The 16,038-nt window shown below is 65.2% G+C and carries 20 protein-coding genes; 11 read left to right on the plus strand and 9 right to left on the minus strand.

All coding sequences use genetic code 11. The features are described from left to right. The first annotated feature begins 110 nt into the window (after positions 1 to 110). From AP428_RS18540 to AP428_RS18555, 4 genes are all read left to right on the plus strand, one after another. Positions 111 to 566 (plus strand): MarR family winged helix-turn-helix transcriptional regulator, encoded by a 456-nt coding sequence (locus AP428_RS18540; protein WP_011547395.1) that lies wholly within the window; start codon positions 111 to 113, stop codon positions 564 to 566. A 250-nt stretch (positions 567 to 816) separates the two neighbouring features. Then, entirely contained in the window at positions 817 to 1,464 is a 648-nt protein-coding gene (locus AP428_RS18545; protein WP_011547396.1) for a glutathione S-transferase family protein, read from the plus strand. A 294-nt stretch (positions 1,465 to 1,758) separates the two neighbouring features. Beyond that, entirely contained in the window at positions 1,759 to 3,009 is a 1,251-nt protein-coding gene (locus tag AP428_RS18550; RefSeq protein WP_041489373.1) for an MFS transporter, read from the plus strand. 177 nt (positions 3,010 to 3,186) lie between these two features. Further along, the gene (locus AP428_RS18555) at positions 3,187 to 3,798 is read left to right on the plus strand and encodes a cysteine hydrolase family protein (RefSeq protein WP_041489374.1); all 612 of its coding nucleotides are present in this window, start codon (positions 3,187 to 3,189) and stop codon (positions 3,796 to 3,798) included. A gap of 61 nt (positions 3,799 to 3,859) precedes the next feature. Here AP428_RS18555 and AP428_RS18560 read toward each other — a convergent pair whose 3' ends face one another. Further along, positions 3,860 to 4,336: a nuclear transport factor 2 family protein gene (locus AP428_RS18560; RefSeq protein ID WP_011547399.1), complete on the minus strand. Its 477-nt coding sequence runs from the start codon at positions 4,334 to 4,336 to the stop codon at positions 3,860 to 3,862. A 330-nt stretch (positions 4,337 to 4,666) separates the two neighbouring features. On the opposite strand from AP428_RS18560, the gene AP428_RS18565 reads away from it, so the two are divergent. After that, positions 4,667 to 5,053, plus strand: a complete 387-nt coding sequence (locus AP428_RS18565) for a helix-turn-helix domain-containing protein (protein WP_011547401.1) — start codon at positions 4,667 to 4,669, stop codon at positions 5,051 to 5,053. Between the two features lie 250 nt (positions 5,054 to 5,303). Here the strand turns inward: AP428_RS18565 and AP428_RS18570 are convergent, their stop codons facing one another. Continuing rightward, positions 5,304 to 5,675, minus strand: coding sequence for a YXWGXW repeat-containing protein (locus tag AP428_RS18570; RefSeq protein WP_011547402.1), 372 nt, complete (start codon positions 5,673 to 5,675; stop codon positions 5,304 to 5,306). A gap of 586 nt (positions 5,676 to 6,261) precedes the next feature. Here AP428_RS18570 and AP428_RS18575 point away from each other — a divergent pair. After that, complete coding sequence (locus tag AP428_RS18575; protein ID WP_006480960.1) at positions 6,262 to 7,350, plus strand: porin; 1,089 nt, start codon at positions 6,262 to 6,264, stop codon at positions 7,348 to 7,350. Positions 7,351 to 7,527: 177 nt separating this feature from the next. Here the strand turns inward: AP428_RS18575 and AP428_RS18580 are convergent, their stop codons facing one another. After that, entirely contained in the window at positions 7,528 to 7,926 is a 399-nt protein-coding gene (locus AP428_RS18580) for a GreA/GreB family elongation factor (RefSeq protein WP_006486027.1), read from the minus strand. 512 nt (positions 7,927 to 8,438) lie between these two features. Between AP428_RS18580 and AP428_RS18585 the strand changes: the two genes are divergently transcribed. Then, positions 8,439 to 8,768 carry a DUF4148 domain-containing protein gene (locus AP428_RS18585; RefSeq protein ID WP_006480962.1) on the plus strand — a complete coding sequence of 110 codons (330 nt, stop codon included), beginning with the start codon at positions 8,439 to 8,441 and terminating at the stop codon, positions 8,766 to 8,768. A gap of 156 nt (positions 8,769 to 8,924) precedes the next feature. Here the strand turns inward: AP428_RS18585 and AP428_RS18590 are convergent, their stop codons facing one another. Then, positions 8,925 to 9,386, minus strand: coding sequence for a CBS domain-containing protein (locus tag AP428_RS18590; RefSeq protein WP_006480963.1), 462 nt, complete (start codon positions 9,384 to 9,386; stop codon positions 8,925 to 8,927). A 176-nt stretch (positions 9,387 to 9,562) separates the two neighbouring features. Here AP428_RS18590 and ribA point away from each other — a divergent pair, with 176 nt between their 5' ends. Both ribA and AP428_RS18600 read left to right on the plus strand, forming a co-directional pair. Beyond that, positions 9,563 to 10,213, plus strand: coding sequence for a GTP cyclohydrolase II (gene ribA / locus AP428_RS18595; RefSeq protein WP_006480964.1), 651 nt, complete (start codon positions 9,563 to 9,565; stop codon positions 10,211 to 10,213). 124 nt (positions 10,214 to 10,337) lie between these two features. After that, on the plus strand, positions 10,338 to 10,907 hold the full coding sequence (locus AP428_RS18600; RefSeq protein WP_011547403.1) for a GNAT family N-acetyltransferase: 570 nt from the start codon (positions 10,338 to 10,340) through the stop codon (positions 10,905 to 10,907). A 21-nt stretch (positions 10,908 to 10,928) separates the two neighbouring features. Here the strand turns inward: AP428_RS18600 and AP428_RS18605 are convergent, their stop codons facing one another. Further along, positions 10,929 to 11,315: a VOC family protein gene (locus tag AP428_RS18605; RefSeq protein ID WP_041489375.1), complete on the minus strand. Its 387-nt coding sequence runs from the start codon at positions 11,313 to 11,315 to the stop codon at positions 10,929 to 10,931. A gap of 299 nt (positions 11,316 to 11,614) precedes the next feature. Between AP428_RS18605 and AP428_RS18610 the strand changes: the two genes are divergently transcribed. Beyond that, positions 11,615 to 11,905, plus strand: coding sequence for a hypothetical protein (locus AP428_RS18610; RefSeq protein ID WP_011547405.1), 291 nt, complete (start codon positions 11,615 to 11,617; stop codon positions 11,903 to 11,905). A gap of 205 nt (positions 11,906 to 12,110) precedes the next feature. Here the strand turns inward: AP428_RS18610 and AP428_RS18615 are convergent, their stop codons facing one another. The 3 genes from AP428_RS18615 to AP428_RS18625 all read right to left on the minus strand — a co-directional run bounded on the left by AP428_RS18615 (position 12,111) and on the right by AP428_RS18625 (position 14,188). After that, positions 12,111 to 12,875 carry a hypothetical protein gene (locus tag AP428_RS18615; RefSeq protein WP_041489376.1) on the minus strand — a complete coding sequence of 255 codons (765 nt, stop codon included), beginning with the start codon at positions 12,873 to 12,875 and terminating at the stop codon, positions 12,111 to 12,113. Between the two features lie 50 nt (positions 12,876 to 12,925). Next, a complete protein-coding gene (locus AP428_RS18620; RefSeq protein WP_011547407.1) occupies positions 12,926 to 13,534 on the minus strand; it encodes an acyl-homoserine-lactone synthase in 609 nt (202 codons plus the stop codon). A 210-nt stretch (positions 13,535 to 13,744) separates the two neighbouring features. Next, on the minus strand, positions 13,745 to 14,188 hold the full coding sequence (locus tag AP428_RS18625) for a DUF4902 domain-containing protein (protein WP_011547408.1): 444 nt from the start codon (positions 14,186 to 14,188) through the stop codon (positions 13,745 to 13,747). Positions 14,189 to 14,261: 73 nt separating this feature from the next. Between AP428_RS18625 and AP428_RS18630 the strand changes: the two genes are divergently transcribed. Next, positions 14,262 to 14,981, plus strand: a complete 720-nt coding sequence (locus tag AP428_RS18630) for an autoinducer binding domain-containing protein (RefSeq protein WP_011547409.1) — start codon at positions 14,262 to 14,264, stop codon at positions 14,979 to 14,981. A gap of 48 nt (positions 14,982 to 15,029) precedes the next feature. Here the strand turns inward: AP428_RS18630 and AP428_RS18635 are convergent, their stop codons facing one another. Continuing rightward, a complete protein-coding gene (locus tag AP428_RS18635) occupies positions 15,030 to 15,737 on the minus strand; it encodes an MgtC/SapB family protein (protein ID WP_006483946.1) in 708 nt (235 codons plus the stop codon). Between the last annotated feature and the right edge of the window lie 301 nt (positions 15,738 to 16,038).

Consider the following 16,038-nt stretch of genomic DNA (forward strand, 5'->3'; position numbering starts at 1 on the left):
CACGCTCGGCGGGCGGCGGGGAAGGCGACGATGGCGATCGCACGAGAGGGCTATCGTTCTCGCGGTAAAATTTGATTGCAACTGCAATCAAGCGAGAGGAACGCCCCGACATGAACGCAACCGAACCCGATCTGTGGTTCTCGTTCGTCCGCGCGCATCGGACGATGATTCGCGAGATCGAGCGTCGCCTCGCGGCGGCTGGCTTGCCCGCGTACGCGTGGTACGACGCCCTGTGGGGGCTCGAAAGCGGCCCCGACGGCACGCGCCGCATGCACGAACTGGCCGACGTGCTCGCGATCGAGCGCTACAACCTGACGCGGCTCGTCGACCGGCTCGAACAGGAGGGGCTCGTTACGCGCACGCGCTCGGCGGACGACGGCCGCGCCGCGTTCGCGAGCATCACCGACAAGGGGCGGGCGCTGCGCAAGAAGATGTGGAAGGTGTATCAGTCGACGGTCGCCGAGCTATTTCTCGACCAGTTCACCAGCAAGGACCGGACGGTGATGATCACCGCGCTTGACCGTGCGACCGCTGCCGCGCGCGACGCGGCGGCCGACGCGAAGTAACGTATCCGGCACACGGCGCGCCGAACGCTGACACCGCCGCGCCCGGCGGCGCGAGCCGCCGCGTCGTCAGCCGTTCGAGGCAGGCTGACGCGGCGCGGCGGGTATCGGGTGTCCGCACGGGCGGACCGGGTCGCGCCGTCTGCATGTCCCTCCTTCGAGTACTGGCATGTCGCCGGCGACATCGATTCCGGCATAGGATTGCAATTGCAACGATTGTAGTTGCAACGACAACCCGACGACAAGGACCGACATGACCTCGACGCACTCCCTCACGTTCTATACGGCCGACACGCCGAACGGGCACAAGATCGCGATCTACCTGGAAGAGGCCGGGCTCGCACACGATCGCGTGCGGGTGAATCTGTCCGCCGGCGAGCAGCGCAGTCCGGCGTATCTCGCGATCAATCCGAACGGCAAGATCCCGGCCATCGTCGACCACGATACGGGACTGGCCGTATTCGAATCCGGCGCGATCCTCGGCTATCTCGCCGAGAAGACGGGCTGCCTGCAGCCTGACACGCTCGCCGAGCGCACGGCGGTCCAGCAATGGCTGCATTTCCAGATCGGCGGGATCGGGCCGATGCTCGGCCAGTTGTGGTGGTTCCTGCATGCATCGAAGACGGGCAACGCGGAAGCGATCGACCGCTACCGGAAGGAGGCGCTGCGTCTCTACGGCGTCGTGAACGCTCGCTTGTCGGAATCGGCGTATCTCGCGTCGTCGCGGTATTCGATCGCCGACATCGCCGCGTTTCCGTGGCTGCGCACAGCGGGCGAGCTCGATCTCGACGTTGCCGGCTTCCCGCACGTCGAGCGCTGGCTTGCCGAGATCGCCGCGCGGCCGGCCGTGCAACGAGGCCTGATCGCCTGCCGCGCGCCAGTGGCCGAGGCGGCGCATTGAGATCGCATTGCCCGCGCCGCATGGACGGTGCGGGCGCCTGCCGCCCGCTGCCCGCCGGCCGGGAAACATCGTTCTCCTTCGTCGTAAGCGTCTCGAATGCGTGATATTTGCGCAGCTCGATCGGTGTAGCGTGGCCGTGAATCGATGACGATATGGCGTATGGCCGCCACCCCGGGCCGTACAGACGCATGACTAGCTGGAGAGCCGATGCTTAGCATCGCGGCCGCCGGCCTACCGCGGCAGCGGCCCGATCATTACGCTTGGGCGATCATCCACTCTGTCCGGAAGGTCGCCATGTCCCGGCTCGACTACAAGCTGCTCGGCCCCTGCCTGCTCGCCATCGCGCTCGACGCGATGGGGTTCGGGCTCGTCTATCCGATGATGTCCGCTATTTTCAGCGACCCGCACGCGGGCATCCTGCCGGCCGACGCCGGCGTGCACGCGCGCAATTTCTATCTCGGCCTCGGCTACGGGATCTACCCGCTGTGCATGTTCTTCGGTTCGTCGCTGATGGGCGAGCTGTCCGATCGCTACGGCCGCCGCCGGGTCCTGCTGCTGTGCGTGCTCGGCCTCGCGGCCGGCTACGCGATGATGGCGGCCGGCGCGTGGCATGCCAGCGTCGCGCTGCTGCTGGCCGGCCGCGGGCTCACCGGCCTGATGGCCGGTTGCCAGGGCATCGCGCAGGCGGCCATCACCGATCTCAGCACGTCCGACACGAAGGCGTACAACATGAGCATCATGTCGCTCGCGTTCAGCGCGGGTGTGATCGTCGGCCCGGTACTCGGCGGCGTCACGTCCGACCGGACGATCTCGCCGCTGTTCGACTACGGCACGCCGTTCATGCTGGTCGCCGCGTTGTCGCTGATCTGCGCGTGCTGGACCTGGGCGGCGTATCGCGATTCCGCCGCGCCGCGCGGCGATACGCGTATCGATCCGCTGCTGCCGCTGCGGATCATCGTGGAGGCCGCGCGTCAGCGCGACGTCGCGTTCCTGTCGGTGGTGTTCTTCCTGATGCAGGTCGGCTACGGGCTTTACCTGCAGACCATCATGCTGCTGTTGCAGGCGAAATTCGGCTATACGAGCGCGCGGCTCGGATTGTTCAGCGGCGTGATCGGCCTCTGCTTCGTGTTCGGCCTGCTGTGCGTCGTACGGCTGATGCTGCGCGTGTGGCGCGTGATCGATATCGCGAAGACGGGCCTGCTGGTGGCCGGCCTTGGCCAGATCCTGTCCGCGCTGTTTCCGCACGAACCGGTGCTGTGGGCGCTCGCGATGGTCGTCGGCTGCTTCGACATGGTGGCGTACACGACGATGTATACGGCGTTTTCCGATGCCGTCAGCGACGATCGGCAGGGCTGGGCGCTCGGCGTCGCGGGATCGGTGATGGCGGTCGCGTGGGTCGTGACGGGCGCGTTGACGAACCTGCTGCCCGTATTCGGCGAGACCGGCTTGCTGCTGATCGGCGGCGCGGGTTTCCTGCTCAGTTTCGCGATGATGGCTGCGTACGGCCGCACGCGGCCGGGCGCGCGAACGGCCGTGTTGTCGTAGGCGGCTCACACGCACGTTGGCCCGATCCTGTCGGACGTTGTCCCGCGCGCCGCTGTCGCATCATGCCGCGCGGCCCGACACTGGCGCGTCGCGGCCGGAGAGGTTCCGGGCTGCGTGCGGCGGCGCCGGCTGGCCCGGCGTGCCGTTCCATCAATGTGCCAACCGAGAGAGCATGCCATGCAACATCCGACCATCCGTACCCTGGCCGGCGCGAGCGCGCCGACGTCGATCGCCGCCGCCCGCACCGCGCTGCTGGTGATCGATTTCCAGAACGAATACTTCAGCGGCCGGCTGCCGATTCCGGACGGGCCTCGTGCACTGGGCAATGCGCGGCGCGTGATCGCGTTCGCCGACCGCGCGGGCATTCCGGTGTTTCACGTCCAGCACGTCGGTACGGCCGACAGCCCGATCTTCGCCGACGGCAGCGACGGCTTCCGCTTTCACTCGGACCTGCAGCCGGCACCGCATCACGCAGTCGTGAAGAAAACGTCGGTGAGCGTATTCCCGACGACGGACCTCGATGCGCGGCTGAAGGCGGCCGGCATCGACACGCTGATCGTCACCGGCCTGATGACGCATGCGTGCGTGGCCGGCGCGGCACGCGATGCGGTGCCGCTCGGCTATGCGGTGATCGTCGTCGACGATGCATGCGCCACGCGCGACCTCGACGTCGCGGACGGCGGTACGGTGCCGCACCGCGACCTCCATCGTGCGACGCTGGCCGCGCTGTCGGACACGTTCGGCGACGTGCTGACGACCGAGCAGGTGCTGGCGCTCGGCGTCGTGTGACGCCGGGTTCGCGCGTCGGTCGGCCCAGTCCGGCGGCCGCCCGATGCGCGGGCTCCGTGCTTCAGAACATCGTGTTCCGGTTCGCGGACGTTTCGGGTACCGGCTGGATCACGTCCCAGTGTTCGACGATCTTGCCGTCCTTCACGCGGAAGATGTCGACCACCGCTTCGCCGCGATCGCCCGGACGCTCGGTCGCATGCACGTGCAGGTAGACGAGGTCGCCGTCGGCCGCGCTGCGGACGATGCGCGCGCGTGATGCCGGGCTCTTCTGGAACGCGCCGACGAAGTACGACACGAACGGCTGCTTGCCGTCCGGCACGTGCGGGTTGTGCTGCTTGTAGTCGTCCGCGACGACGGCGGCGGCCTCGACCGCTTCGTGCCGGTTGAAGAAGCGGTCGTAGAACGTCAGCACGAGCTGGCGGTTGGCTTCCTCGGCGGCGAGGTCGCGCGTGGCCGGGCCGGTGGCCAGCGCGGCCGTCGATGCGGCCAGCAAGACGAACGCGGCAACGGCGCGAACGGGGGAGCGGAACGAAGGCATGTAGCGTTTTCCTTGGTTGACGATTCGTGGGCGGATGCGCGAGCGCTACCGGGTGTTGCGCGAGTCGCGACGACCCGCGGGCGATGACGGCTTGGCCGCGGGATGCATGTCGTATCGGCACGAAGGTTTCGCCGACCGGACCATGAGGTTGCAGGTGCCGGGATGGCGAGGCCGCGCGGCATCGTCATGCTTCGTTGAACTGGCGAATCCGGAGCGGCTGTCGGGCCGATCGAATGGTACAGTTGCCGCGAACCCGTCACAAGAAGTCACCGCGGTGTGAACAGGTCACGCCGCGGTGACCGTGCATCGCCCGTGAAAGAGACTCCCGTCATGCCGCTTCCGTCCGCCGACGAATCCGTCGAACTCGATCAGCCGTGCCCGATCCGCGATGTGCTCGACCGCATCGGCGACCAGTGGAGCCTGCTCGTGCTCGAGGCGCTGGCGGGCGGAACGATGCGCTTCAACGAACTCGGTCGCGCGATCGGCGATGTGTCGAACCAGATGCTGTCGCGCACGCTGAAGCGGCTCGAACAGGACGGCTTCGTCAGTCGCACGCTGTTCGCCGAGGTGCCGCCGCGTGTCGAATATGCGTTGACCGACCTCGGCCGTTCGTTCCTGACGCCGATGCAGGCGATGATCCGGTGGGCCGACGAACATCATCGCGCGATCTGCGCGGCGCGCCGTCGGGCGCGTGAGCTGGAAGAGGGCGGACACTGAGCGCGGCGCACGCATCGGTTCGCTGACTGACGATGTGCGGCAGATGAGCGCGATGGGTCGAAGCATGGCCGGATGCATTCGCATCGCCATCGCGTGACTTCGTTATCCGAAGGATGTCGTCGAAATGGGCGGCCCGACGACAGGTTGACCGGGCACCCCTGCCGTAGCGCATGATTCCGTGCCGCGGACGGCGGCGGTTCTCGCGCGCCGTTCCGCTCGGACGCTTCATTGGCCGAAGCCGAGCCGCCGCTTACCGCCACGAACCGTCGACGTAGATCCAGACCGACCCCTGGCGGCGCCAGTAGCCGGGCACCCAGCGGCGCCCGGGGCGCCGCGCGACCCAGCGACCGGACACCCATATATAGCGGCCGCGCTGCCAGCGCCAGTAGCCGTCCGTCCATATATAGCCGTGCGGCCGTGGTGGTGGCGGGCGACGGTCGTGGCGTGCCGCCGGCGGCGCGAAGCGCGGCCGATCCGCATAGGGCGGCCGGCCGGGGGCATGGTTCGGGCCGGCGGGCCGGTACCCGGGCGGGGCGGGCTGGGCCGCGGCGGCGCGCAGCCAGCCGGTGCCGACGAAGGCGGCGGTCAATCCGATGGCGCGCAGCAACGAGCGTCGATTCATGGCGGTTCCTGTTCTGTATTCGAGGCTGCCTTACATTAGCCTGCCGGTACGCTTACCGGGTTACGCGGGCGGTTAAGGCTGTTACCGCGTGTCACGGCAGGCGCGAGCCGCCTTTTCCCTTTCTGACGGCTGACGGGATCTCGCCGTGGCGCAGGCGTCGCTCCTGTTTACCGGTCGAGGGCGACGTTTTAGATGCGGGATGGCCAATATTTGAGATTGAATCGGGTAATAATTTCCGATTTCGGGGTGCTGAACCGAATCCGCTTGTTGTTTCTATGCAACCGTCAAGACGATGACATGAAAGAATGGTGCGATGAAAGCCTCCAAAAAGCCCTCGTCAAGAAGTCAAAAACAAGCGTTAAAACAAATACTTATGACGCGGCCCCACTTTCATTATTTCTAGTTCTGGAAAAGCTTATTTCTTTATTTGCGGATCGCTCCCCTAGGGTACACCCCTAAACTCACGGTTCCCAAACGGGCAACTATCCGGGCGCCGCCAGCAGGACCGATGGCGCTCCCGGGCGGTTGCAGACCGTTTATGAACAAGGTCGCGAGACCTGCCTCTTTTTAGAAGGGAGCTCCACGAATGAACAAGACTCTGATCGTTGCAGCAGCTGCAGCATCGTTTGCTACCGTCGCTCACGCGCAAAGCAGCGTCACGCTGTACGGCGTGCTGGACGCAGGCATCACCTACCAAAGCAACGTCGGCGGCAAGTCGCTGTGGTCGATGGGCTCGGGCATCGACCAAAGCCGTTTCGGTCTGCGTGGTTCGGAAGACCTCGGTGGCGGCCTGAAGGCAATCTTCACGTTGGAAAGCGGCTTCAACATCGGTAACGGCCGCTTCGCAAACGGCAACGGCGGCATGTTCAACCGCCAAGCTTTCGTCGGCCTGTCGAGCCAGTACGGCACGGTCACGCTGGGTAAGCAGTATGACGCAACGCAAGACTACCTGGCGCCGCTGACGGCAACGGGCTCGTGGGGCGGCACGTACTTCGCGCACCCGCTGAACAACGACCGTCTGAGCACGAACGGCGACGTCGCGCTGAACAACTCGATCAAGTACACGAGCGCTAACTACGCTGGCCTGCAATTCGGCGGTACGTACTCGTTCTCGAACAACACGAACTTCGGCAACAACCGCGCATACAGCGGCGGTCTGTCGTACCAGTTCCAAGGTCTGAAGCTGGGTGCAGCATACTCGCAAGCAAACCTGGGTGACGGTACCAACACGAACGGCGCATCGACGCTGGGTGGCCAAGGCCGTGTCCGTACGTACGGTGCTGCTGCTGGTTACGCATTCGGCCCGGCACAAGTCGGCGCTGCATGGACGCAATCGCGTATCGACAACCAAGCTGCTGGCGTTCCGACGCTGCGCGCTGACAACTACGAAGTCAACGCAAAGTACAACCTGACGCCGGCTCTCGGCCTGGGTGCTGCTTACACGTACACGAACGCGAAGGTCAACAACGGCAGCTCGCACTGGAACCAGTTCGGCGTGCAAGCTGACTACGCGCTGTCGAAGCGCACCGACGTGTACGCACAAGCTGTGTACCAGCGTGGCGCGAAGGGCAACAACATCGTTGGCACGGGCATCTACAACGGCGACAACACGACGGCATCGAGCTCGTCGGTCAACCAAACCGCAGCAACGGTTGGTCTGCGTCACCGCTTCTAAGCGTGACGGGCGGGGTAACCCGCTTCGCAGCATCAAAAAAGGCGCCTTCGGGCGCCTTTTTTTCGTCTGCCGAGTGCGATGCCGGCAATCCGGATCGTCCGGATGCAAAAAAGCGAGGCCGGTGCCTCGCTTTTTTCGTTCTGCGCGCGTATGGCGCGGCGCGGGTCGACCGGCGGCTCAACGCGTGTATTCGCCGTTGGCTTCCGGCTGGAACACGATCGCGGCAACCTTCATCAGTTTTTCGGCGCCGCTCGGCTGCATCACCTTGACCATCTGGCCGCGTTGAGTGCCGAGCAACGCCATGCCGACCGGCGAAAAGACGTTCAGGCGACCGAGTTCGAGGTTGGCGGCGTCCGGATAAACGATCGTCCACGTGGCTTGTTCCTGGGTCGCTTCGTCGAGCAGCGTGATCTGCGAGTTCATCGTGACGACGTTCGCCTTGATGGCGTCGGGCTGGACGATATCGGCGCGTTCGAGCAGCGTGTCGAGCATCGTCTGGAAGCGCGGGTTGTGCTCGGCGTGTTTTTCGAGGCGAGCGACATCGAGTTCGGTCAGCTGGTAAAGGCGTTGTTTCATGGTGGTTCTCCAAATGATCGGCGGGGCAGGCGTGGCGTGCCTATGAGGATCGCCCGGAGCCTGTCTAACCTGGCTCCGGGTGGAGACCGAGCGGTCAGATCAGGCGCCGGGCAGGGGCGAGCGGCGCCTGGGCCGTGCGTCGAGCGAGGGAATGCGCCGGCTGGCCGGCGCGCACGCGCACGGCGGCCGGGCCGGACGGCGAAACCGAAAGGGGCGTGAGCGCGTACATGGTGGACGGAATATCGACTGGCGAATAAAACCTTACGATTCTACAACACAACCTTCCAGACATGTGATCGGGTTGTTGGCGTTTCGTCAGCGATTGTTGTGTAGATGAAGCAAGTCGCGACGACCCTGTCCGGAAACAGTGGGCGATTTTTTCCAAAAATGCAACGCTGTATGTTCAAACTAAGGGTTTCCCCTTGGAGTGGCGCGCACTACACTAAATTCATTCGCTTCAGACAGTTCCTGCCGAGGCGACGTCAAAAGAGAACATATTCCGGAGGTAAATCATGAAGTCGATCATCTACGCAGCCATCGCCGCATCCGTCCTTGCCACTCCGATTGCATCGTTCGCACAGTCCGAGCAGGGGTTGACCCGCGCTCAGGTCAAGGCCGAACTCGTGCAGCTCGAGCAGAACGGGTACAAGCCGCTGGCGAGCGATTCGCAATATCCGAGCGACATCCAGGCTGCCGAGCAGCGCATCCAGCCCAATCAGCCGATGCTCGCGCAAGCCGATACGAGCGGCTACGGTGCCGTGGCGACGGGTGCCGCGCAAGGCGGCCGCCGCGTGACGCGGGACGCGCCGAATCCCGTGAATTCGGTGTACTTCGGTAACTGATTGAACATCCCCCCGGTCTGCCCGAGCGCACCGCTGAATTGACGAGACGCGCGAACTGCGCGCGTCGTCCGTCCGCAGGAGCAGAACCTCCGTCGCCGCATGCCGGCGGCTTTCCGCCCAGACGCTCACGCGTTTGGGCCTTTTTTGCTGCGCGGATCAGGCGGACGTGACGGTAGGCGTGCCGTGGATATAGTGTTCGAGCTGGCTGATCGTGAACTGCTGATCGGCAATCACGCTCTTCACGAGGTCGCCGATCGAGATGAGACCGACCAGCTTGCCGCCGTCGAGCACGGGCAAGTGGCGCATCCGGTGCTCGGTCATCAGCGCCATGCACTCGTCGGTGGATTGCGACGGTTCGACGTAGCGCACCTTCGCCGTCATGATTTCCTCGACGCGGGTGGCTTTCGACGAGCGGTCCTGCAGGACGATCTTGCGCGCGTAGTCGCGTTCGGTGACGATGCCCGCGATGTCGTCGCCGTCCACGACCAGCAGTGCACCGATGCCCTTTTCCGCCATCAGCTTGATGGCGTCGTAGACGAGATCGGACTTCGTGACGGTGTAGATGGTGCGGCCCGAATCCGGCTTGGCCTTGAGAATCTGCGCGACAGTCGTACTCATTCGCTTTCTCCGTGTGCAGGTCGATGCAGGGCAGGCGGGGCGTGCTGCGCGTCACCCGGTGAGCCCAGTATAGCCGGGCGGGCGGCGGCAGTCGCGTGACGTTTCCAGATTAGCGGTAAACTCCCGTCACGCACCATCCACACAACTCCTACATTCCTGAAGTTTCGATTGAATTCATGATGTCTTCGCGTCCCCAATCGCCCACGCCGGGCAATGGCCAGGCCGACGAGTGCGTGACGCTCGTCGCCACGGCGTCGCTGCCCACGCGCTACGGTACGTTCACGTCATACGCGTTTCGCGTATCGGGCAGCGATGCCGAACATCTCGCGCTCGTGATGGGCGACGTCACGGGCGAGCAGTCCGTGCTGACCCGGCTGCATTCCGAATGCCTGACCGGTGACGTGTTCGGCTCGTACCGCTGCGATTGCGGCGAGCAACTCGATCTCGCGTTGCGTTACATCGCGGCCGAAGACCGCGGCGTGCTGCTGTATCTGCGCGGCCATGAAGGCCGCGGCATCGGCCTGAGCAACAAGATCCGCGCGTACGCGCTGCAGGAGCAGGGGCGTGACACTGTCGAGGCGAACCTCGATCTCGGCCTCCCCGACGACGCTCGCGAATACGACTCGGCCGCTGCGATCCTGCGCATCCTCGGCGTGACGTCGGTGCGGCTGATGAGCAATAATCCGAAGAAGTTCGATACGCTCGTGAAGCATGGCATTCCTGTCTGCGAGCGCGTGGCGCTTGCGGTGCCCGTGCGTGAGGAAAACGAGCGTTATATCCGCACGAAGCAGACGAAGTTCGGGCATTACTTCGAGGAAAACGAGTAACCCGAGCCCATTTCTCGTCATCCGTTGTTCCGATCGTTGCCGGTACACGCGACGATCGCGATCTTTTCCCTTCGTTCGTGACGTCATCTGCGTTGCACGCGCCGTCTATCCGTTTCGCATTTCCATGACGATCACGCCATCCAGAATCGAAACCGAACGCCTGACGCTGCGCCGCTGGCGACCTGCGGATGCGGAAGCGTTATCAGCGATGCATGCGGATCCGGACGTGACCGCGTGGCTCGCGTGCGGTCCGATGTCGATCGACGAGGCGGGTGACGTCATTGCGCGCTTCAACGCGCATGTCGATGCACACGGCTTCGGTGTATGGGCGGTCGAGCGTCGCGCCGATGCATTGCTGGTCGGCGTTTGCGGCCTGTCGTATGAGGCCCGCACAACGCATCCGATGGCGCCATGCGTCGAGATCATGTGGCGACAGGCGCGCCACGCGTGGGGGCATGGCTACATTGGCGAAGCGGCCGTTGCCGCATTGGCCGACGGGTTCGACCGGATCGGGCTCGGCGAGATCTTCGCGTGGACGGCCGACACCAACCTGCGATCGCAACAAGTGATGCAGCGACTCGGCATGCTGCGCCAGCCCGCGCGCGATTTCGACCATCCCGCGTTGCCGGAAGGGCACGCACTGCGACGGCACGTCGTTTACGTCGCCCGCTGCGGCAGCCACGCCGCCGTGTAACCGCTCACGCGTGTCAGCCCGTCAACGCCACGTACCGTTCTGCAATACGATCCGGTAACCGTCGGCATCCTCGAAGGTCTGGCCGGAAATTTCCCAATACGGATTGAACGACGTCACCGGCATGAAGCCGTGTGCGGTCACGCGCTCGCACGCGGCCTCCCATTCCGGACGATCGGGCAGGTAGAACACGATCAGGTCCTCGGGCGTCGGCGACGGCGCGATCGGATGGTCGGGGCAGTGTGTGAACTCGAAGTGATAGTCGAGGCCTTCGCGTCCGAGCATCACGCCGGAGAAGCCGTCGTGATCTTCGAAGCGCGCCAGTACCGACAGATCGAGGCCGTCGCGATACATGCGTTCGGTGCGGGCGAGGTTGTTGACCGGGCGAGCAATGCGCAGATGGGCGTGCAAGATGACCTCGACGGGAAGTGGCGGGCCGATCAATGATAAGCCGGCTGATCGCGATTGGGCGAGGCGAACGGATCGTCTTTCGGGCGATACTGGCCGTATCGAACGATATCGATTCGGCCCGGCCAAGCGAATCGAATTGTGTCGAGCCTCGTCTCGCGAAAGAAAAACATGACGCATTTCGATCCTGTGTGCACTCCGCATCGCAGCGGCTACTCGTCAGCAAGACATTCGAATTCATGCGTCCGGCAGCGCTTGCCGCACGATGCGCGGACACGCGCATGCCGGTAGGGAGTTGACGAATGGGTAAGCCTGATCTGCGCCGGCCAGTTGCCGGACCCTATCGCCAGTCGCGATGGGCAGCCGGGCTGGAGGCCGCGTTCGGATGGGTGGCAAAGGGGACGTTGGTGCTGGCCGGCCTGGCGATGGTCGCGTTGGCGGCGCTCACGGGCGACGTCGGTGCCCTGACGGACCTGCCGACGACCAGGAAGGGCCGGCTGTACCTGCTGCTGGCGCTTGTCGTCGCGGTCGCGCTGATATTTGCGATACACCACTACTGGCTGCGACCGACTGGTATGCGTCCAGCAGGCTAGCCAGATGGGGAGGGTGATGTGGCCCCGTAAATCATTTAGGCAATAAAAAAGCCCGCTGCTGTGAGCGGGCTGAATCCATGTTTGGAGACATGGAGGAGACAGACGTAAATTTAAGGGAAAACCCGGACGTTTGCAAGCCCTCGTTGCATCCGCACAACTTGCCGCCGCGTGGCCAGCCTTGTGGCGGCGCGCGGCACGGCCGCATTCACATGCCGCCGGCCCGTGCATGCGCCGCAAACGCGCCAAACCGCTCTTGCGCGACCGGCAGCGCGTATTTGCTGCGCATCTCCGTCTCGATCCACGCACATGCCTCGCGCGCGCAGTCGGTCAATGCGTGCCGCGTCGCGTGCCCGTCGATGTCGTAGACGAAACGCACGCCGACTTCATCATCGTCGACCTGTCGTTCGAGCTGATTGAGCTGCAGTTGCGGCCCGTGCTGTTGCGACAGCGCGCGCAGTTCGTCGAAGTGATATTCGAGCCAGTCCGCGAAGAACAGCGCGTCGCTATGGCTGGGCAGGCGGAAGGCCGCGCTGCGCGACGGGCGCGCAGCGGTTTCGGCGGCCGCCGCTTGCGGTTCGCCGCCGGTGGCGACGGGCAGGGCGACCGGCGCGAGCGGGTGCCGAATCTGCCGGTACGGCTCGCGATCGCGCAATGCGTGCCATAGCAATTCGTCGCCGGCGGCGCCGGACGGCTGCATCGTCAGGTCGTGGCGGCCGTCGCCGGCCGGGGCGATGTCGCGGATCACGAGGCGCAGCGAGCACAGCGGCTCGTCCGCGACCAGCAGCGTTGCCGGGCGCGGCAGCCCGCACACGAGCGGCGCGGCGCCGACGGCACGAAACACGAGCCCGCGACGATCAAGCCGCACGAGCGGCAACGGCCTGGGAAACGACGGATAGGCGACCGCGATGCGGGCGCCGCCGGCGCTCGTCAACCCGGGCATCATCGCGCGAAAGACCTGAGACTGATCCACGTTGGTTCTCCTTCGTTACGATGCCGCCCGAGTGGAACGCGCGTTCCAACTCAGGCGGCGATAGCTTGCCGGGTAGTCTGCCCCGGCTCTATTCCTAGCGCAGCAAACGTTTGCGGATCGATGTCGATCCAGCACGCGACCACCAGACGCCCGTCTACCTGCTTCGGCGGGCCTGCGCGGTGCGCGTGTATGCCGATCCGGCGGAACAGCCGCTCCATGCTCGCGAACGTCACGCCGATCAGCTGCCGCGCGCCGAGCTGCGCCGCGCACTCGACGACGGCCGCGAGCATCGGACGCACGGCCCACTCCGCGTTGCCGGAGCCGCCTTCGTCGTCGGTCGCCGCGAATCGGGACAACTCCCAGACGGCGGCCGATTGCGGCAGCGGCATGTCCTCGGCGACCAGGTCGGCGAACAGCGACTTCAGCAGATACGGGCGCGTCGTCGGCAGCAGGCGCGCACATCCGCACATGTCACCGTCGGCGTTTCGCGCGAACACGTACACGGTATCGTCGCGATCGAACTGGTCACGCTCGAAACTTTCGTTCGCCGACGGGAGCGCCCAACCGAGCTGTTCGACGAACACACGGCGCCGATAGCGCCCGAGATCCGCCGCGAGTTCGTGTGGCAACCGCCCTTCCTCGTGAACGAAGGTCTGCATGGATGTCCTCGGATCTGTGCTTTTATATGCGTGCATTACAGCGCGCGGCACGAGGAGCCTGTAACTGGTAACTCTTACAGGGTGGCGACGTAAAGACGCCATTCGGGACGTGGTAGCGGTTTCTTGATCGACGGGATTGAAAACCGGGCGGCTTTTATTTATAAAGAGCGCCAGTCTGGCAAAATCGTCGGAAGAATGCGCGGCCGGTTGTCACTGGAGCGTGGGGCCGGCATGATAGGCGTCGTCGCGCCCGAGCAGGGCCGACGCGACCGCGGCAGGCCAGTCGATCGCGGCGAGCCGCGCGGTGAGCGCGGCGGCCGTGCGGAACATGCCGATGTCGGCGCCCCTGGCGTCGATGGCCATCACGTTGCTGCGGACGTCGCCGCCCGCGATCACGAACGTGCCCGTTGCGCGTTCGAGGTACCAGTCCCAGCCGACCGTCACGTAGGCGACGCCGGCACCGGCCGGGCGATGCCATTCGGTATAGCCGGCGAGGCGGGCGTCGATCGCGTTGTCGCGCAGTTCGGCCAGCAGCGACGGGTCGAGGCCGCTCGCGACATGGTCGAGCGCGAGTGCGGCCAGTGCGCCTTCTGACAGGCGTACGTAGCCGTCCGGGGACGGGCCGGGGACAGGGTGCAGCAAGGGTGAAGTCATGCGCGGAATGTATCAGCCTCGAACGGGTGCTGGAACCTGACAAGTATGACAGCGTGACGTTGTCGGAGAACGAATGGAACTGCGCTGGCAGGATGCCTACCAACAATTCAGCGCCGCGGAAGACGAGCAGCAGCTCTTCCAGCGGATCGCCGCCTATTCCAAGCGGCTCGGATTCGAATACTGCTGTTACGGCATTCGCGTACCGCTGCCCGTTTCGAAGCCCGCGGTCGCGATCTTCAATACCTATCCGGACGGCTGGATGGCGCACTACCAGGCGCAGAACTACATCGAGATCGACTCGACGGTTCGCGACGGCGCGCTCAGCACCAACATGATCGTCTGGCCGGACGTCGACCGGATCGACCCGTGCCCGCTGTGGCAGGACGCGCGCGATTTCGGGCTGTCGGTGGGCGTCGCGCAATCGAGCTGGGCGGCGCGCGGCGCATTCGGCCTGTTGAGCATCGCCCGCCATGCCGACCGGCTGACGCCGGCCGAGATCAACATGCTGACGCTACAGACCAACTGGCTCGCGAACCTGTCGCATTCGCTGATGAGCCGCTTCATGGTGCCGAAGCTGTCGCCGGCGGCGGGCGTCACGCTGACCGCGCGCGAGCGCGAGGTGCTGTGCTGGACGGCCGAGGGCAAGACCGCGTGCGAAATCGGTCAGATCCTCAGCATCTCGGAGCGCACGGTCAACTTCCACGTGAACAACATCCTCGAGAAGCTCGGCGCGACCAACAAGGTCCAGGCGGTCGTCAAGGCGATCTCGGCGGGGCTCATCGAAACACCTTGACGTGACGTGACGCGACGGCGGCGCCGGAGGCGGCGGCCGCCACTTGGCTCACTCCATCATCGGCTCCGCTTCCTTCGCGGTCCAGCTCACGCTGGAAATGCTTTTCTCCATGCTCATCCGGCTCGCGATCTGCTCGAGCTTCTGCTGATCCTTCGGATGCAGCTTCAACGTCGCGGTGACCTTCAGCCGGTCCGGCTGGTCGGGCACGTCCTCGCTCGTGAGGCTCTGGAACGACAGCGGCTTCGCATACATCGCGTTCGACAGCAGCGTGCGGATGTGCACTTCGTCGGCGGCAAGGCAGATCACGGTGATCTGGTATTCGCGCACGAGATCGGCATTGGAGACGGGCGTCGCGTTGATGGCCTGGCTGACGCCGCGCAGCACCGTATTGGTAAGCAGCACGACGCCGGTGCCGGCGAGCGCGGGCACGTAGTGGCCGGAGCCGGCCAGTACGCCGACGGCGGCCGAGCACCACAGCGTGGCGGCCGTGTTGATGCCCTGAATCGAGCCCTTGTCGCGCATGATCACGCCGCCGCCGAGAAAGCCGACGCCCGACACGACATACGCGGCGATCTGCGTGACGCCCGCGACGCCGTTGCCGGTCAGCACGCCGAGCGTGACGAACAGGCACGCGCCGCTCGCGACGAGCGTGATGGTGCGCAGGCCGGCCGTGCGCTGGCGCATCTGGCGCTCGAGGCCGATGGCGACGCCGCAGGCGAACGCGGTGAAAAGGCGAAGTGCGAAATCGAAAGTCATGGTTGTCCTGCCGTGCAAGAAGCGCATGCCGGCACGCGCCGCCGCGGCGCAAGGCCGAAGGCGACGCGGCGCGAGCCCTCATCGCGCGGTACTGTACCGCGCGAATGCGTCATTCAGTGTGAAACGGGGGAGCGTGCGGCTCGCGGAACGCGAGCCGTGGCAGGAGAACTGCAGCGGACAGGCGTTCAGGCGGCAAGCGGCGCACGCAACGGAGTGCTGCAACTGTCCACGATGGTTCCTGAAGGAAGAATGGGCGGCATTCTAGTGGGCGGCGCGCGCTGGCGTCAACCGCGTTGCGGCC

It is taken from the genome of Burkholderia sp. E168m22 (genome assembly GCF_001319805.1).
Lineage (GTDB): Bacteria > Pseudomonadota > Gammaproteobacteria > Burkholderiales > Burkholderiaceae > Burkholderia > Burkholderia orbicola.

Excerpts from the sequence above, each read along its gene's own strand:
- AP428_RS18540 (WP_011547395.1), top strand. The coding sequence starts at position 111 with ATGAACGCAACCGAACCCGATCTGTGGTTCTCGTTCGTCCGCGCGCAT.
- AP428_RS18545 (WP_011547396.1), top strand. The coding sequence starts at position 817 with ATGACCTCGACGCACTCCCTCACGTTCTATACGGCCGACACGCCGAAC.
- AP428_RS18550 (WP_041489373.1), top strand. The coding sequence starts at position 1,759 with ATGTCCCGGCTCGACTACAAGCTGCTCGGCCCCTGCCTGCTCGCCATC.
- AP428_RS18555 (WP_041489374.1), top strand. The coding sequence starts at position 3,187 with ATGCAACATCCGACCATCCGTACCCTGGCCGGCGCGAGCGCGCCGACG.
- AP428_RS18560 (WP_011547399.1), bottom strand. The coding sequence starts at position 4,336 with ATGCCTTCGTTCCGCTCCCCCGTTCGCGCCGTTGCCGCGTTCGTCTTG.
- AP428_RS18565 (WP_011547401.1), top strand. The coding sequence starts at position 4,667 with ATGCCGCTTCCGTCCGCCGACGAATCCGTCGAACTCGATCAGCCGTGC.
- AP428_RS18570 (WP_011547402.1), bottom strand. The coding sequence starts at position 5,675 with ATGAATCGACGCTCGTTGCTGCGCGCCATCGGATTGACCGCCGCCTTC.
- AP428_RS18575 (WP_006480960.1), top strand. The coding sequence starts at position 6,262 with ATGAACAAGACTCTGATCGTTGCAGCAGCTGCAGCATCGTTTGCTACC.
- AP428_RS18580 (WP_006486027.1), bottom strand. The coding sequence starts at position 7,926 with ATGAAACAACGCCTTTACCAGCTGACCGAACTCGATGTCGCTCGCCTC.
- AP428_RS18585 (WP_006480962.1), top strand. The coding sequence starts at position 8,439 with ATGAAGTCGATCATCTACGCAGCCATCGCCGCATCCGTCCTTGCCACT.
- AP428_RS18590 (WP_006480963.1), bottom strand. The coding sequence starts at position 9,386 with ATGAGTACGACTGTCGCGCAGATTCTCAAGGCCAAGCCGGATTCGGGC.
- ribA (WP_006480964.1), top strand. The coding sequence starts at position 9,563 with ATGATGTCTTCGCGTCCCCAATCGCCCACGCCGGGCAATGGCCAGGCC.
- AP428_RS18600 (WP_011547403.1), top strand. The coding sequence starts at position 10,338 with ATGACGATCACGCCATCCAGAATCGAAACCGAACGCCTGACGCTGCGC.
- AP428_RS18610 (WP_011547405.1), top strand. The coding sequence starts at position 11,615 with ATGGGTAAGCCTGATCTGCGCCGGCCAGTTGCCGGACCCTATCGCCAG.
- AP428_RS18620 (WP_011547407.1), bottom strand. The coding sequence starts at position 13,534 with ATGCAGACCTTCGTTCACGAGGAAGGGCGGTTGCCACACGAACTCGCG.
- AP428_RS18625 (WP_011547408.1), bottom strand. The coding sequence starts at position 14,188 with ATGACTTCACCCTTGCTGCACCCTGTCCCCGGCCCGTCCCCGGACGGC.
- AP428_RS18630 (WP_011547409.1), top strand. The coding sequence starts at position 14,262 with ATGGAACTGCGCTGGCAGGATGCCTACCAACAATTCAGCGCCGCGGAA.
- AP428_RS18635 (WP_006483946.1), bottom strand. The coding sequence starts at position 15,737 with ATGACTTTCGATTTCGCACTTCGCCTTTTCACCGCGTTCGCCTGCGGC.